General features: G+C 73.3%; 16 protein-coding genes. 10 read left to right on the top strand and 6 right to left on the bottom strand.

The annotated features are described in order from the left end of the window. Positions 1 to 138 precede the first annotated feature (138 nt). Complete coding sequence (locus tag ACWGL3_RS02000; protein WP_267945093.1) at positions 139 to 714, bottom strand: TetR/AcrR family transcriptional regulator; 576 nt, start codon at positions 712 to 714, stop codon at positions 139 to 141. Positions 715 to 814: 100 nt separating this feature from the next. On the opposite strand from ACWGL3_RS02000, the gene ACWGL3_RS01995 reads away from it, so the two are divergent. The 6 genes from ACWGL3_RS01995 to ACWGL3_RS01970 all read left to right on the top strand — a co-directional run bounded on the left by ACWGL3_RS01995 (position 815) and on the right by ACWGL3_RS01970 (position 7,038). Continuing rightward, positions 815 to 1,864, top strand: coding sequence for a zinc-binding dehydrogenase (locus ACWGL3_RS01995; protein WP_267945094.1), 1,050 nt, complete (start codon positions 815 to 817; stop codon positions 1,862 to 1,864). Between the two features lie 424 nt (positions 1,865 to 2,288). Continuing rightward, positions 2,289 to 3,146 carry a SigB/SigF/SigG family RNA polymerase sigma factor gene (locus tag ACWGL3_RS01990; RefSeq protein WP_267945095.1) on the top strand — a complete coding sequence of 286 codons (858 nt, stop codon included), beginning with the start codon at positions 2,289 to 2,291 and terminating at the stop codon, positions 3,144 to 3,146. Positions 3,147 to 3,581: 435 nt separating this feature from the next. After that, the gene (locus tag ACWGL3_RS01985) at positions 3,582 to 3,809 is read left to right on the top strand and encodes a hypothetical protein (protein WP_330158267.1); all 228 of its coding nucleotides are present in this window, start codon (positions 3,582 to 3,584) and stop codon (positions 3,807 to 3,809) included. A gap of 329 nt (positions 3,810 to 4,138) precedes the next feature. After that, positions 4,139 to 4,717, top strand: coding sequence for a TetR/AcrR family transcriptional regulator (locus ACWGL3_RS01980; protein ID WP_267945097.1), 579 nt, complete (start codon positions 4,139 to 4,141; stop codon positions 4,715 to 4,717). A gap of 101 nt (positions 4,718 to 4,818) precedes the next feature. After that, entirely contained in the window at positions 4,819 to 6,117 is a 1,299-nt protein-coding gene (locus ACWGL3_RS01975; RefSeq protein WP_452460685.1) for a hypothetical protein, read from the top strand. Between the two features lie 42 nt (positions 6,118 to 6,159). Beyond that, the gene (locus tag ACWGL3_RS01970; RefSeq protein ID WP_267945099.1) at positions 6,160 to 7,038 is read left to right on the top strand and encodes an alpha/beta fold hydrolase; all 879 of its coding nucleotides are present in this window, start codon (positions 6,160 to 6,162) and stop codon (positions 7,036 to 7,038) included. 42 nt (positions 7,039 to 7,080) lie between these two features. Here the strand turns inward: ACWGL3_RS01970 and ACWGL3_RS01965 are convergent, their stop codons facing one another. After that, entirely contained in the window at positions 7,081 to 7,344 is a 264-nt protein-coding gene (locus tag ACWGL3_RS01965) for a hypothetical protein (RefSeq protein ID WP_267945100.1), read from the bottom strand. Positions 7,345 to 7,484: 140 nt separating this feature from the next. On the opposite strand from ACWGL3_RS01965, the gene ACWGL3_RS01960 reads away from it, so the two are divergent. Genes ACWGL3_RS01960 through ACWGL3_RS01950 form a run of 3 tightly spaced genes read left to right on the top strand, consistent with a single transcriptional unit; the run spans position 7,485 to position 9,650 of the window. Then, positions 7,485 to 7,892, top strand: coding sequence for a YciI family protein (locus ACWGL3_RS01960; protein WP_267945101.1), 408 nt, complete (start codon positions 7,485 to 7,487; stop codon positions 7,890 to 7,892). A gap of 4 nt (positions 7,893 to 7,896) precedes the next feature. Then, a complete protein-coding gene (locus ACWGL3_RS01955; protein ID WP_452460684.1) occupies positions 7,897 to 9,042 on the top strand; it encodes an RNA polymerase sigma factor in 1,146 nt (381 codons plus the stop codon). Between the two features lie 47 nt (positions 9,043 to 9,089). Continuing rightward, entirely contained in the window at positions 9,090 to 9,650 is a 561-nt protein-coding gene (locus ACWGL3_RS01950; RefSeq protein ID WP_452460683.1) for a kinase, read from the top strand. 18 nt (positions 9,651 to 9,668) lie between these two features. Here the strand turns inward: ACWGL3_RS01950 and fxlM are convergent, their stop codons facing one another. Continuing rightward, positions 9,669 to 10,943: a methyltransferase, FxLD system gene (gene fxlM / locus ACWGL3_RS01945; protein WP_452460682.1), complete on the bottom strand. Its 1,275-nt coding sequence runs from the start codon at positions 10,941 to 10,943 to the stop codon at positions 9,669 to 9,671. 161 nt (positions 10,944 to 11,104) lie between these two features. Here fxlM and ACWGL3_RS01940 point away from each other — a divergent pair, with 161 nt between their 5' ends. Next, complete coding sequence (locus ACWGL3_RS01940) at positions 11,105 to 12,235, top strand: DNA-binding protein (protein ID WP_452460681.1); 1,131 nt, start codon at positions 11,105 to 11,107, stop codon at positions 12,233 to 12,235. Positions 12,236 to 12,241: 6 nt separating this feature from the next. Here ACWGL3_RS01940 and trpD read toward each other — a convergent pair whose 3' ends face one another. From trpD to ACWGL3_RS01925, 3 genes are all read right to left on the bottom strand, one after another. Beyond that, on the bottom strand, positions 12,242 to 13,285 hold the full coding sequence (gene trpD, locus ACWGL3_RS01935) for an anthranilate phosphoribosyltransferase (RefSeq protein WP_452460680.1): 1,044 nt from the start codon (positions 13,283 to 13,285) through the stop codon (positions 12,242 to 12,244). Between the two features lie 220 nt (positions 13,286 to 13,505). Next, positions 13,506 to 14,009 (bottom strand): NUDIX hydrolase, encoded by a 504-nt coding sequence (locus tag ACWGL3_RS01930; protein WP_267945107.1) that lies wholly within the window; start codon positions 14,007 to 14,009, stop codon positions 13,506 to 13,508. A gap of 101 nt (positions 14,010 to 14,110) precedes the next feature. After that, positions 14,111 to 14,671, bottom strand: coding sequence for an NUDIX hydrolase (locus tag ACWGL3_RS01925; protein WP_267945108.1), 561 nt, complete (start codon positions 14,669 to 14,671; stop codon positions 14,111 to 14,113). Positions 14,672 to 15,220 lie beyond the last annotated feature (549 nt).

Here is a 15,220-nt window from a genome sequence, read left to right as displayed (position 1 = left end):
GATGGGCGGGGCACGGGCGGCGGGGACACCGCGACCGCACCGCGGCACGCCCCCGGAGCGGGCGGGTACTCCGATACGGCGTCCGCCGCCCTTCGCACGCCCGCCCCCGCGGGCCCGTCCGTCGGAGGTCCGGCGCCGTCACCGGCGGGGCGGTGCGCCGGACCGGACCAGGGCTCGTGCGAGGTCGGCGGTCTGCGCCAGGACGTCGATCGGGAGCGGCTGCACCGCGAGGGCGCCCTCGTGCAGCACGAGCAGCCGGGTGGCGAGGGCGGCGGGGGCCGGGCCGCCGGCCGCGGCGGCGAGTTCCTCGAACAGGTTCAGCAGCCACAGCTTCTGGTCCGCGGCGATGCGGTGCGCGGGATGCGCGGGGTCGGGGATTTCGGCCAGTGCGTTGATGAACGCGCATCCGCGCGTGTTGGCCCCGCTCCAGGTCCACAGGGCCTCGAAGGGCGCCGTGACGGCTTCGAGGGGGTCGTCGCAGGCGTCGACGGCGGCGCGGACGAGGGAGCGCCAGCGCCGGTCGCGTTCTGCGAGGTAGACCGCCACGAGGCGGTCCTTCGAGCCGAACTGGTTGTACAGGGTCCGCTTGGTCACACCCGAGCGCTCGGCGATCAGGTCCACCCCGACCGCCGTGATCCCGCGGTTGTAGAACAGCTCCTCGGCCGCCGCCGCGATACGGCGGCCCGCCGGTGACATGGGCTGTGCTTCCTGCATCGAGCACCCTCTCTGTTCGGTACACCGTGACAGGAGTTTACAGATCGGTGTACCGTGGTAGAAGTTCACCGATCGGTATACCTACGAGGGGGTTCAGACGATGGACGTGTCCGAGACCATGCGCGCGGTACGGATCGCGGAGCACGGAGGACCGGAGGTCCTCGAGCCGGCGGAGGTGGCCGTGCCCGCCCCGCAGGCGGGAGAGGTGCTGGTCCGGGTCGGCTCGGTGGCGCTGAACAACACCGACCTGTGGACCCGGGAGGGCGCCTACGGCCGCCCGGGGGACCCGGAGGCGCTGTCGGGCTGGCGGGGCCCGATCAGCTTCCCGCGTATCCAGGGGGCCGACGTGGCCGGCCGGGTCGCGGCGGTGGGCGCCGGCGTGGACGAGGCCCTCGTCGGCCGCCGGGTGGTCGTCGATCCGGCGATCTACGACACCGGGGGGCCGGACGCGAACCCGGTCGGCCTGATGGGGAGCGAGCGCGACGGGGGCTACGCCGAGTACGTGACCGCGCCGGCGGAGCAGGCCCACGACGTGACGGAGTCCCCGCTCACGGACGACCAGCTCGCAGCACTGCCGACCGCCTACGGCACGGCCCTGGGCATGATCGAGCGGGGCCGGATGCGGAAGGGGGAGACCGTCCTGGTGTCGGGTGCCTCCGGCGGCGTCGGTCTCGCGCTGATCCAGATCGCCCGGGCGCGCGGCGCGAGGGTGGTCGCCGTCAGCAGCGGGTCCAAGATCGACGCGGTGCGCGAGGCGGGCGCGCACGAGGTCGTCGACCGTGCGCGGGACGTCGTCGGGCAGGTCCGCGCCGCCGCCCCGGAGGGCATCGACGTCGCACTCGACGTGATCGCCGGGGACCTGCTGAACGAGGGGCTTCCGCTCCTGCGCGAGGGCGGCCGGTGGGTCGTCGCCGGGGCGCTCGGCGGGTACGACGCGTCCTTCGACGTGCGCCGCCTCTACCTGCACAACGCGCAGCTGATCGGCTCGGCCATGCACACGCCCGCGCACTTCGACCTGCTCATGGACCTGGCCCGCCGGGCCGCGATCCGACCCGTGATCGCCGCGGCGTTCCCGCTGGACCAGGCCGCCCGCGCCCAGGAGGAACTCGCCCGCCGGGGGCACGTGGGGAAGATCGTCCTGCACCCCTGACGGGACGCCCGCCCCGGTCGGCGGGCGCAGACGGGCGGCGGGCGCCCGACCGGCGACCAGGCCCGGACCGCGTGGGCGCGCAGACCCTCCCCCGCCGGAGCGGAACGGTTTCTCGCCGTGTGCCTGAAGGGGCGTGTTTGAGCCGTGGTTCTCGTGGCAGGGGATGAGGGACGGCGCGCGACGCCGTCGCCGGGAGCGGGAGGCCGCCGACGTGCCCTCGCAGGCCTGGGGAGCGCCTCGGGCACGTCGGCCGCCCACTCTCGTGACTTCTGCGTCAAATGTCTTATTTATGGCAGTTTAACACTAAAAGTTACCTCTATACATTTTAGTCCTCTTCCTGAGGGAAGGATGGAGACGGCACTCGAATGCCGGTGCTCTGCCGTCGCGGCAGTGACATACAAGGCGAACTTTCAGGGGGACCCTCTTGTCCGTCACCGACACCGACGCGCTCCCAGCCCGCCCCTCCTCCGACAACAGACCCCTGATCCCGGCGCCGCGCCGCCCGGGACCGGGCGAACAGGACCCGGGCGAAGCCCTCCTGCGACAGCTCAAGGCCCTCGACGAGGACGACCCCCGGGCGTGCGCGCTCAGGGAGCGGGTCGTGTCCCACTACGCGCCGGCCATGAAGCGGATCGCGCACCGCTACGGGGGCCGCGGGGAACCGGTGGAGGACCTGTACCAGACGGCGATGGTGGGCCTGTGCAAGGCCATCCGCGGCTTCGACCCCGACCGGGGCGTGCCCTTTCTGGGCTACCTGATGCCGACCGCTTCCGGCGAGGTCAAGCGCCACTTCCGCGACCACACCTGGGCCATGCGGGTGCCGCGGTCGGCCCAGGAGAACCGGATCCGCCTGCACCAGGCCCGGCAGGAGATGACCCAGGCACTGGGGCGCACGCCCACCGGCGACGAACTCGCGAGCAGGCTGGGGATGACCCGCGAGCAGCTGGACGAGGTCCGCCAGGTCTCCGACCTCTACCGGGCCCTGTCGCTGGACGCCCCCGACGGCTCCGAGTCCGACGGGGAGGTCACGCCCTCCCTGGAGGAGCACCTGGGCTGCGAGGACCACCTCCTGGACCTGGTGGTGGACCGCGAGGCCCTCAAACCCGCCCTGGCACGCCTTCCCGAGCGCGAACGCCACATCCTCATGCTGCGCTACTTCCAGGACCACACCCAGACCGAGATCGCCGAACGGCTGGGCTACTCCCAGATGCACATCTCCCGACTCCTACGGGCGACCCTGGACCAGCTGCGCAAGGACCTGGGCATGGACACGGCCGCCTGAGGACCGCCACGGGAAGAGGCGGGACCCACGGCGTCCGCGTCTCCCGGCCGGGAGGCACCGCTGCACAGGACACGCCTCCCCCGACGGGAGACACACGCCGGGAAACCCTGGTGATCACCTCCGACCCCGTTGGCGTGGAAACGGCGCCGCCACGACGGGAACCGACCCGGCGCAATTCCGGGGCAGCCGTTCGGCTGCCGCCGGGCCCGGCCTCCGCCCGGCGGCGGCCGTGTCCTCCGCGCCCTCCGGCAACAGACACCACCCGTCATCGACTCCGTCTCCGAGGGGGTTTCCGCACCCGCGCCCGGGGCCCGTACGCACCGGAGCAGGGCGGGGGCGGGAATCCGCGGTCGCCGCGCACGGCGGTGTGTACCTCCCGGCGGGTCAGGGCAGTGGGGTCCTGGCCGAAGAAACCGCGAGACCGAGGAGGCCGTCATGGCCGAGCCGGAGAGCCCGCTCAAGGACAAGAACTACAACCTGGTCTGGGCCGTGCACCAGTCGCTGGAGAACGTGTGGCGCCTGGACGGCTACATCAAGGACGCCGAGCGCCAGGGCGACGAGGAGCTCGCCCGCTGGTTCCGGAGGATCCAGGAGAACAACCAGAAGGCCGGCGACCAGGGCAAGAGGTTGCTCGTCGAACGCATCACCAAGGAGAACGGCTGAGCCTTCGCCACGGCCGCACCCGGACACGGGAGGGCGCCCCCGGTCCCGGCCGGGGGCGCCCTCCCCTCTTCCGTGCTCCGGCGCCGGTCGGCGTGGAGCGCCGGGTGGTCGCCGGGTTCCGTGGAGCCGGGCACGTGGCTCGCGGCCCGGGATGACCGGCCGCCCCTGTCCGGGCCCCACGAGTACCGGCCTGTCGATCGCCGGCCGGGGAGTCGTCGGGGCAGGTGGGACCCCGAACACGACCGCGAAGCCGCCCACGCCGCGCACTGCCGGGGCGGACCCCGGCCCCTTTTCTTGAACGTACGATCCAGATAGGTTACGGTGGGGCCATGGCAAGAACCCGTGAGTTCGACACCGAGGCGGCCGTGGGCCGCGCCATGGAGCTGTTCTGGACGCGCGGCTACGAGGCGACCTCGGTACGCGATCTGACCCGGCACCTGGGGGTCGGACAGGGATCCCTGTACGCCGCGTTCGGCGACAAGCACGGCCTGTACCGGGCCGCACTGGAGCACTACCGATCCACCCTCGCGGCGGCCGCCCTGCGCAGCCTGGAGGAGGGGGCGGACGTCCGCTCGGCGGTCCGGGGACTGCTGGCGGAACGGGTGCGCATCGCCGTGGAGCACGACGGCAGGGGCTGCCTGATGGTCAACGCCGCCTGCGAGCGCCTGCCCGAGGAGCCGTCCGTCCGGCGCATCGTGCGGGACGTGCAGGACGCGAGCCGGGAGGCGCTGGCCGAGGTGCTGGCGGTCGCGGCGGAGCGGGGCGAGATCTCGGCGCGGCACGACCCGCACACCCTCGCCGCCTTCCTCATCACCTTCCTCAACGGACTGCTGGTCTCTGCCAAGGTCACGCCGGACGCCGGCGCCCTCGAGCCCCTCGTGGAGGTCGCACTGGCCTCCCTCGACTGACTGCTTCATGCCTTGAATCTGTATCGGACGATCAAGAAAGACGCCGGAGACCGCGAGCACGAGACCGCCGATCCCGCGCCACCGACAACCGAGGAGGACCCATGTCCCCTGCCCCCACCCGGAGCACGCCCCCTCTCGGCGGCAGCCGCTGGAACACCTTTCCCGCGGACGGCGCCGCCCTGACAGCCCGCGACCTCCTCACCGCCACCGAACCGCTGCTGCAGGGCGTCATCGACGCCGGCGGTCTCACCGGAGCCGACCGCCCGGTCCTGGAGGCCCAGATCCGTGCGACGCTCGCCCTCGGCACCCGGGAGGCCTCCCTGCCGCTGGCCGTCGGCCCGGACAGCGCCTCGGCAGTACGTGAACTGGGCGCCCAGGCCGAGACGATCGGCCGGGAGCTGGCCTCCTGGGCAGCCGCGGCCCTGGAGAGGCTGCTCACCGACCCGGTACCGCTGCCCGCAGGACCGCTGGTCGTGCGCAGCCACTGCTACGGCCACCTGCTCACCGCTCCCGCAGCCGACCTCCTGCTCCGCGGCCCGCGCGGCGGGCCCGTCGCCATGCAGCTCTACAACGAGTGGCTGCACCAGGTCGTCCTGCTCCGTGACGCCCTCCTGCCCTTCACCAACTGGCAGGACGTGCCGCTCCTGACCACCCCGACCGGGCTGCGGCACACCGAACCGGCCCACGACGCCTTCCTCACCGAACTGCTGGTCCGTCAGATCCGGCATCCCAGCATCGTGGCCTTCGCCCGCCATGCCGTCACCGGCACCGGCGGCCCCACCGGCTACGGTTTCGAGGCGGGCGGCGGCACCGCCCTGCCCGCCGTCCTCGACCATCCGCCCCTGACCGCACCCCGGCACCTGCTGACCTGGCGCTCCTCCCCCACCGCCGACGAACCCGTCACGTACGTCGCCGAGGAACAGGACTACTACGCCGCGCCCCGCACCCCCGTCGAGGACCTGCCGCCCGCAGACCCCGCACCGGGGTCGCTCACCGCACGCACCGTCACCGGGCTGCCCGCCGACGGGACCCGCACCGCCCGCATCGAGGTCACCGGCGACGGCGCCACCGTCCGCGTCGATCTCGGCCAGGCCCTGCGCGGCCACCGCTACGCCCACCGGCCGGCCCCCGCGGCGGACGACGCGCACCCCGGAACCGGGTCCCGCGCAACGACCGTGTGGTCCGCGCTGGGCGCACCGGGGCTGGTGTGGACGCGAGCGGGCGAGACGACCCTGGACGCCGCCGGGCAGAACGACCTCGTCGTCCTGGCACTGCTCGGCCGGCTCTACCCGGAGAACGTCACCCTGCGGCCGGTCGGCGGCTCCGCTGCCCGGAGAGCCGGGGCCGGTACCGGCCCGGGCCGCCTGGTGGTCCTCACCGACCCTCCCCGGACCCGCTGACACCCGCACCGCGCAGTACACACAGAGAAAGGGAAGAACACGATGTTCGACCATGACGGAACACACCTCCGCACCGGCCGTGCCGCCGTCAACGGAACGAGTCTGCACTACCGGACGGCCGGGTCCGGCCCCGCCGTGGTGCTGCTGCACGGCGTGCCCAAGACGGGCTACCACTGGCGCCACCTCGTCCCGAAACTGACGCCCCACCACACCGTCGTCGTGCCCGACCTGCGCGGTCTCGGCGACTCCGCCCGCCCGGCGGACGGCTACGACTCCGCGACGATGAGCGACGACATCGCCGGACTGATGGCCCACCTCGGACACGAGACATACGCGGTGGCGGGAGAGGACTGGGGTGCGGTGATCGGCTACCAGCTCGCCGCGCGCCACCGCGACCGCGTCACCGCTCTCGTGTTCGCCGAGGCCCTGTTCCCCGGATTCGGCTTCGAGGACCACACCGCGCTCACGCCCGAGAACGTCGCCAGCGGCATGCACCTGTGGCACCTGGGCTTCTACTTCCAGCCCGACGTGCCGGAGATGCTGATCAGCGGGCACGAGCGCGAGCTGATCACCTACATGATCAAGTCCGAGCGCAGCCACCCCGACACCGCCACCCCCGACGCGGTCGAGGAATACGTGCGCTGCTACTCCATGCCCGGCGGCATCCGTGCGATGCTCTCGATCTACCGGGCGATGCTCGTCGACGCCGAACAGAACCGGCAGGCCGCACAGAAGAAACTGGACATCCCGGTCCTGGCGCTCGGCGGATCCGCGTTCATCGGCGACCGCAACGAATCCCAGATGCGGCTCATGGCCCACGACGTCACCGGACACGTCTTCGACGCCGGCCACGATCTGGCGGAGGAAGTACCCGACGACATGGCCGATGTCGTCCTTCCGTTCCTGGGCGCGCACGTGTGACCGCACCCGACCGACGAGCGGCCCTGTCGGCTCCGCGGCCCCTCACTCCTCCCTCCGGCTCGGTTCGGCGCGGCCACCGCCCCCGGTCCCGGATACGCCGGCCCTCCGGGCGACCACGGGGATGAGGAGGGCCGTCGCCATCGCCATCACGCCGATCAGGGCCATGGAGAACGGGATCGCGCTCGGTGCCGGAAGGTCGTCGGCCGCGACGATGAAGCCGGGGAGCAGGAACAGCAGGAAGATCGCCGCCCCCTCGGACCGCGGTCCTGAACCGGCGGTGTCCCCGGGCGTCCCGGCCCGGGGCACCGCGGTCCGTGCCGGCCCGCGCCGGGCGATGGAGAGGAATCAGAAAAAGTTCGGAAGACCGTGTCGAGAACACGTGGCCCGCTCCGTCCCCGTGGTGAACGCGACCACAATGGGTCGCACCAGCACCGAGGAGAAGCACGATGGCCAAGTACCTGCTGCTCAAGCACTACCGTGGCGCCCCGCCCGCCGTCAACGACGTGCCCATGGACCGGTGGACGCCCGAGGAGATCTCGGCCCACATGCAGTACATGCAGGACTTCGCGGACCGGCTCGAGGAGAGCGGCGAGTTCGTGGACGGGCAGGCGCTCGCCCCCGAGGGGACGTTCGTCCGCTACGACGGCGAGGGGCGCCCGCCCGTCACCGACGGCCCGTTCGCCGAGACCAAGGACCTCATCGCCGGCTGGATGGTGATCGACGTCGACAGCTACGAGCGCGCCGTCGAACTGGCCGGGGAGCTGTCGGCCGCCCCCGGGGCGGGCGGGGAGCCGATCCACGAGTGGCTCGAGGTGCGCCCGTTCCTGACCGCCCCGCCCACCATCACGGAGTGACACTGTGGACGAGCTCCTTCTCCGGAGCCTGACGCCGGGCGTGCTCGGGATCCTCGTCCGCCGCGGAGCCGGCTTCGCGGCGGCCGAGGACGCCGTCCAGGACGCGCTGGTCGAGGCGGTCCGCACCTGGCCTTCCGACCCGCCGCGCGACCCCAAGGGGTGGATGGTCACCGTGGCCTGGCGCAGGTTCCTCGACGCGACCCGGACCGACACCGCCCGCCGGAGGCGCGAGGCCCTCCTCGACGAGGAACCGGCCCCGGGACCCGCGCCCGCGGTGGACGACACCCTCCAGCTCTACTTCCTGTGCGCCCACCCGTCGCTGACGCAGGCGTCCGCCGTCGCGCTCACGCTGCGCGCCGTCGGCGGGCTGACCACCCGCCAGATCGCCCGGGCCTACCTGGTGCCGGAGGCGACCATGGCCCAGCGCATCAGCCGGGCCAAGCGCACCGTCTCCGACGTGCGCCTCGACCGCCCCGGCGACGTCGCCACGGTCCTGCGCGTCCTCTACCTGGTCTTCAACGAGGGCTACTCCGGAGACGTCGACCTCGCCGCCGAGGCCATCCGCCTCACACGCCGGCTCGCGGCGGCCGTCGACCACCCGGAGGCGGCGGGACTGCTCGCCCTCATGCTGCTCCACCACGCCCGGCGCGCCGCCCGGACCGCGCCCGACGGCAGTCTGGTGCCGCTCGCCGAGCAGGACCGCGGTTCGTGGGACACCGCCTCGATCGCCGAGGGCGTCCGGATCCTGCAGGCGGCCCTGGCCCGCGACCGGCTGGGCGAGTTGCAGGCCCAGGCCGCCATCGCGGCGCTGCACGCCGACGCGCCCACCGCGGAGGAGACCGACTGGGTGCAGATCGTCGAGTGGTACGACGAACTCGTACGTCTGACCGACAGCCCGATCGTGCGGCTCAACCGCGCGGTGGCCGTGGGCGAGGCCGACGGTCCGCGCGCCGGTCTGGCGGCGCTCGCGGACCTGGACGACTCGCTGCCCCGCCACTGCGCGGTGGCCGCCCACCTCCACGAGCGCGACGGCGACCCGGAGACAGCGGCGCGGCTGTACGCCGAGGCGGCCCTCAAGGCGCCCAACCTCGCCGAACGCGACCACCTCACCCGCCGGGCCGCCGGGCTCAACGCCCGAGGGGGAGGCTGAGGGCGGGCCCGGACCGGGCGCGACGAGCGGTCTGTAGGGTCGCGGTCATGGCTCCTACGGGAAGCGAGCACACACGCCTGGTGGTGATCCGGGGCAACTCGGGCTCGGGCAAGAGCACGATCGCCCGCGGACTGCGCGCGGCGTACGGTCGCGGTTTGGCTCTCATCGAGCAGGACTACGTGCGCCGCACCGTCCTGCGGGAGAAGGACGTCCCCGGGGGGGCCGCCATCGGGCTCGTCGACCTGATGGCCCGCCACGCCCTGGACGCGGGCTTCCACGTGGTGGTCGAGGGGATCCTGTACGCCGACCGCTACGGGCCCGCGCTCACCCGCCTGGCCGACGAGCACCGGGGGCTCTCGCGCTGCTACTACTTGGACATTCCCTTCGCCACCACGCTGCGGCGGCACGCGACCCGGCCCACGGCTGCCGAGTTCGGCGAGAGCGAGATGCGTGCCTGGTGGCGCCCGCGCGACCTGCTGCCCGGCGGGACGGAGGCGGTGATCGGCAAGCACAGCACCCTCCGGCAGAGCCTGGACCGGATCCTCACCGAGAGCGGTCTCGGGGAGGGACGGCCGGCAGGCGGGGACGGTCCGGTGTCCCGAAGTTGACACTCTCTCCGGTAGGGATCACGGGCCGGGGTCGGCAGGCCAGTCCAGGCCGTGGTTCTCCTCCGCCTGGTCCCACAGGGCCAGCAGGCGGGTGTGGCGGGTGCGGACCACCCCGTCGGCGGGTGGAAGGGCCGGGTGGGCCAGGAACCGGGGGCCGGGCCCGCCGCGGTGCCCGCGCTCCCACCGGCGGGCATGGTCGGCCAGAAGGGTCACCATGTCGGCGGCGCCGGGCCCGTGGCCGCAGGCGACGAACTCGCACCGAGAGGGGTTCTGGGGCATGGCCGGAGACAACAAGTAGGCGAGAGAAGTGCCGTCCCACATCGCCGGGGTCAGGTCGCGGGTCATGGGCTTGTGGGGGAAGTCGTCGACGGTGCCGGTCAGGGTGGCGAAGTGGGGCAGTCGGGTCGCCATCCACATCTGCAGGGTGCTGAAGGGCTCCGTGCCGCCGATGCGGACCCCGGTGAACCGCTCGTGTGCGGGCAGGGCGAACACCCCGGGCAGGTTCTCCGGCGCGGGCACGGGGTCGGCGTCGGTGGTCAGTCCGACCGTGTCGGTGACCGGCACGGTGGCGGAGGCGGGAGCGCCCAGGCCCTGCATGGGAACGAACCCCGCGTGGTTGCCGGTCTCGCCCAGGAGCAGTCGGCCGTGGCGGGTGAAGGCGTAGATGCGCTGGAAGCCCCGCACCCCCAGCGGGAGTACGAGCCGTCCGCCCTCGACGAGCTGGCGGGTCCAGGCCGGGGGCAGGTCGGTGGCGGCGACGGTGACGACGATCCGATCGTAGGGAGCGCCGTCGGAGCAGCCGTGTTCGGCGTCCCCGACGACCAGCTCCACCCGGTCCGCGTATCCGGTCCGGGTTAGGTGGGTTCGGGCGCGGTCGATGACCGCGGGGTCGATGTCGATGGAGGTCACCGCCCCGGTGGGGCCGACCATCTCGGCGATGAGCGCGGCGTTGTAGCCGCCGCTGCCCACCTCCAGGACCCGCATGCCGGGCCGGATGGCGGCGCGCTCCAGCATCAGGGTCTGCACCCAGGTCGCCGAGACGGAGCTGGTCGCGGCCCCGTCGTCGGTGAAGCGGGTGCGCAGCACCGTCGTCAGGTCGTACACCTCCCCCAGTGGGAATTCGGGGGCGAACAGGTGGCGTGGCACGGTGCGCACCGCCCGGACCACCGGCTCGGTGCGCAGGGCCTTGACGGCTTGCAGCCGGGTGATCAACCGCTCGCGCATCTCGTCGGCGCGGTCGGTGTCCGGGGCAGGGGCGTCCGGGGCCGGGGCGGAGGTGTCGGAAGTCGTCACACCGGCAGGCTGACCAGTGGTGATCCCCCGCGCGGGGTTTTGGCGATCTTGGGCGTGCGGCGTCCGGGAACTCGCGTGCGGGTCCGCCCCCTGCCCCCGGCCGGTTCCGGTCGGTGCCCGCGGGCCGCGTGGCCGGCGCGCGCGGTGGGGACGATGACGTCATGGATTCTTCATCGGAACACCCGGTGTGGTCGCGCAACCTGCGCACCGCCCGCACCGTCCGCGGGTGGGACCCGCTGCGTCTGGCCCAGGAGACGGCGTACGCGGTCGGCCGGGGAGCCGCCGAGACCCCCCGGAGCCTGGTACGGCGCGTCCGCGACTGGGAGGCGGGCCGGTACGGGCCCGGTGAGCGCCACCTGCTGCCGCTGGCCCGGGTGTTGGACGTGCTTCCGGAGGATCTGGCCGTCGGCGCACGGGCGAAGCGCGTCGAGGCGGACCGTATCCGGGCGACCAGCGCCCACCTGGTGTCCCTGGACGGGACCCCGGAAGGAACAGACCTGGTCCCCGCAGCGGTACGCGCGGCGCGCACCGCCCGCACCGCTGCCCGGTCCTGCGCCTCACCGGACGTGGTCTCGGCCGCCGCGGAGGCGTTGCAGGTGGCCGGGTGGCTGGCCTTCGACGCCGATGAACACGTGCTGGCCCGTAGGTTGACCAGCGCTTCGGTCGTGACCGCGCGGGCGGGCGGTGACCGTGGCGGCGAGCTGTTCGCCCTGGCCCAGCTCGCGATGCACGACGCCCACGAACACCGGCCGTCCCAGGCGCACCAGGTGTGCGAGCACGTCCTGGACCAGAAGCTCTCCCCTCGGCTGGCCTGCCTGTTCGAGCTGCGTCTGGCACGGGCCCACGGGCAGAGCAACACACCGGTCCGTGCCCTGGCCACTCTGCGCCGGGCCCGCTCCCGCTTCCAGGAGGGCGCCGGCGACCACGACCCGCCCTGGACATGGTGGATCGTCGACAGTGAGCTGACCTGCCACGAGGCCATGATCCACGTCGACGACGGCCGGTGGGACAGGGCGCAGGAGCTGTTCGCGTCGGCTCGGGAGCACTGCCCGCCCCACAACCCGCGGGGGCCGCTGATCTACGCGGTCCACCAACTGCACGCCCTGGTGCGCCTGAGGGCATGGACGGCCGCCCAGGAGGTACTGACCACAGCGGTGGTCCCCCTGGTGGGACAGGTTCGTTCAGGACGTGTCGACGCCGTGCTGGCCCGCACCGCGCGCCTGGGCGCAGAAGCCTCGGCGCCCGCACCGTTCCGGGAGCTGATGCGGGTGGCGGTGGCCGCGGCGCGGTAGAGGTCTCTACGGCACGGCCAGGGATCGGGCCAAATCGACCCAGTCCCGCAACAGTGTGCGGGCGGCACCGGAGTCCACGGCCGGGGCGACCGCCGCCAGGGCGTCGGCGAACGCCGCGTCCAGACCGTGCGCCCACCCCCGGCGGGCGGCCAGGGCGCCGGCGGCGTTGGCCAGGACCACGTCCCGGACCGGTCCCCGCTCCCCCTCCAGGACCCGCCGCACCACACCGGCGTTGAAGACGGCGTCCCCTCCCCGCAGGGCATCGGGGCCGCAGCGGGCCAGTCCGTGCCCGGCCGTGTCCAGCCGCATCCGCTCCACCCGACCGTCGGCGACCGCCCACACCCGTGTGGTCGCCGCGGTGGTGATCTCGTCCACCCCGTCGTCACCGCGCACCACCAGGGCGGTGGCGCCCCGGTCGGCCAGGACCCGGGCCAGCACGGGGGCCAGGCGGGTGTCGGAGCAGCCCACCAGGGAGGTGGAGGGGAGGGCCGGGTTGGTGAGCGGGGCCAGGTGGTTGACGGCCGTGGGCACCCCCAGCCTTCTGCGCACCGGGGCCGCGTGGTGCAGGCCCCGGTGGAAGACGGGGGCGAAGGTGAACCCGATGCCGACCTCGTCGACGCACCGGGCGACCTGTTCGGGGCCCAGGTCCAGTGGGATGCCCAGCGCTTCGAGCACGTCCGCGGAACCCGCCCGGGAGGAGACAGACCGGCCGCCGTGCTTGACCACGCGGACACCGGTCGCGGCGAGCACGATCGCGGCCATGGTGGACACGTTCACGGTGTGGGCCCCGTCGCCGCCGGTGCCGACGATGTCGACGACCGCGGTGCCGTCCACCGGCAGGGGCACGACACGTTCCATGAGGGCGTCGAGCAGGCCCGCCATCTCGGCGGCTGACTCGCCCTTCGCCCGGAGCGCGACCAGGAACCCGGCCAGCTCGACGGGGTCGGCCGCCTCGTCCATGACCCGGCCCATCGCCCACCGGGTGTCGGCCGCGCCCAGGTCCTGTCCGCGCAGCAGCGCGGACAACAGCTCCGGCCAGGATCGGCTCACGGAACACTCCTCGGGGTGCGCGTTCTTCCCCGAGCACGGTCACCGTCCAGGCTCCCGGCCCACCGGCGGTTCGGGGAAGCCGTCGGGAGCACCGCGTGCGCGTGCCCCGCCGCCGGGAGGCGGCGGCCCGTGACGCTCACGGGTGGAACCTCCCCTGCGCGGGTCCGCGGTGGACGCCACCGTCCCCGGGCACGCGAGCCGCTGCGGGCACGCACCCGGCTCACGCCACGGGGCTGACGCCGAGGTCGAGCACCCAGCGCTCGGCCGCCACGCGGGCCAGGTGTGCGACCTGGGGAAGGACCGAAGGCCCCCAGTCGAGCAGCTCCAAGGCCTTGTCCAGAGGGAGCAGGTGGCGTTCGTGGATCCGGTTCTTGGCGGGGTCGGGATCGGGCGCGCGCTCGGCCAGGCGGTGCAAGCGGGCGGCCATTCTCACCTGCGCGAAGGGCGCACCGGGCCCGTGCACGCTCTGGTAGCCGAGATAGACCGGGTCGGCCAGGGTGACCTGGACCTCTTCCCACACCTCCCGGCGCAGCGTCGCGGCCAGGTCGCCGCCGTCGCGGGGTTCGGGCTTTCCCCCTGGCAGGTTCCATCTGCCGAGGTCGCGCAGGAGCACCACACGGGCGCGGGCGTCGAGCACCCATCCGTAGACCTGTCGAACGGGCAGGTCAGCAGGCGGTCGCTCGTCGGAGTGCCAGGTCAGGGACACCTCGTCCGGGCTGTTCATGGGAGAACTTTAGAGGGCTTCGGCCCGCCGGTCCGGTCGTTTCCGCATATTGCCCATGACTCCGACGGCGGGGTGGGGCCGGGAGCGTCCCGGGGGCTCCGTCAGTCGATCCGACCCGACGGACCCGCAGCACGTGCGACGCGGGGCCCGACGAGACGTTCGGCCAGCGGCAGGGGGTACCAGTCCGCACCGGTGACCTCGGACTCCTGGACGCGCCCGATCTCGGCGCGGGCGGTCGTGAACGCGTAGCCGAAGTCGAGGTGGCAGTGGTCCGGCTCGTCCTTGTCCGGCCGTGCCGGAACCCGGCCGAACTCGACGTAGGCCGGGACCCGCGAGGAGAGGGACACCGCGTCGGCGTCGACACCGGTCTCCTCCACCAGTTCACGCACGGCCGCGCCGGCCAGGGCGGTGTCCCCGGGTTCGAGGTGTCCTCCGGGTTGCAGCAGCAGCCCGTACGCCCGGTGCCGGACGAGCAGGATCCCGGCCTCCCGGTGGACCAGGAGCGCGCCCACGGTCACATGCAGGGGAAAGGTGCGGCGCGAGGCGAAATCCCTGCCCCGGCGCAGCAGCCGCACCGGTTCGGCGAGCGCCCCGGCCTCGTCGGGGCGCTGCCCGAGGTAGGCGGTCAGCGTGGTCGAGATGAGTTCGTCGGTGATCGTCACCGGTCGGCTCCAGAGAGGACGCGCGGCTCGAAGGGTGTCCGCAGTCTACGAGTCGCACCTGGTCGGTACACACGTTTCGCGGGGAAGGGCCGGTGCTTCCACGTCCTCGGCCTCCGGGGGACCGCGCGGGTGTCCGGGCCGCTGCCCGTCTCCGGGCGGGAGGGGGTCGGCTCCCACGCGGCACACACACCGCGGACCGGCCGGCCAGGACGGTACGCGAAGGAGGGTTGACGCTGCAGGGGCGCCATCTTACGATGACCGAACAATTACGAAGCGTGTTCGTAACAACGAACCACATCCACCGACGCCCCCACCGAACCGCCGCCCTCTGCCCGGTGAACCACGGGACCGGGACGGCCGAGTCGGATCGGGATGTGCGGTGTCCGGCGATCCCCCAGCCCCCCACTGACGGACCCCCATGCACGACGCTTTCGCCGCCCGCATTGTTAGCGCTCACATTGTGAGCGCTCACATCCTCGGCTCCCCCGGGCTCCACCCCTGCGCCCGGGCAACCGCCCCCCACCGCGACCTGCGGCGGGCACGGCTCCG

The sequence above is a fragment of the Nocardiopsis sp. NPDC055824 genome (genome assembly GCF_053616335.1).
The sequence above is the reverse complement of the archived record's forward strand: the minus strand, read 5'-3'. Positions and strand labels throughout refer to the sequence as shown.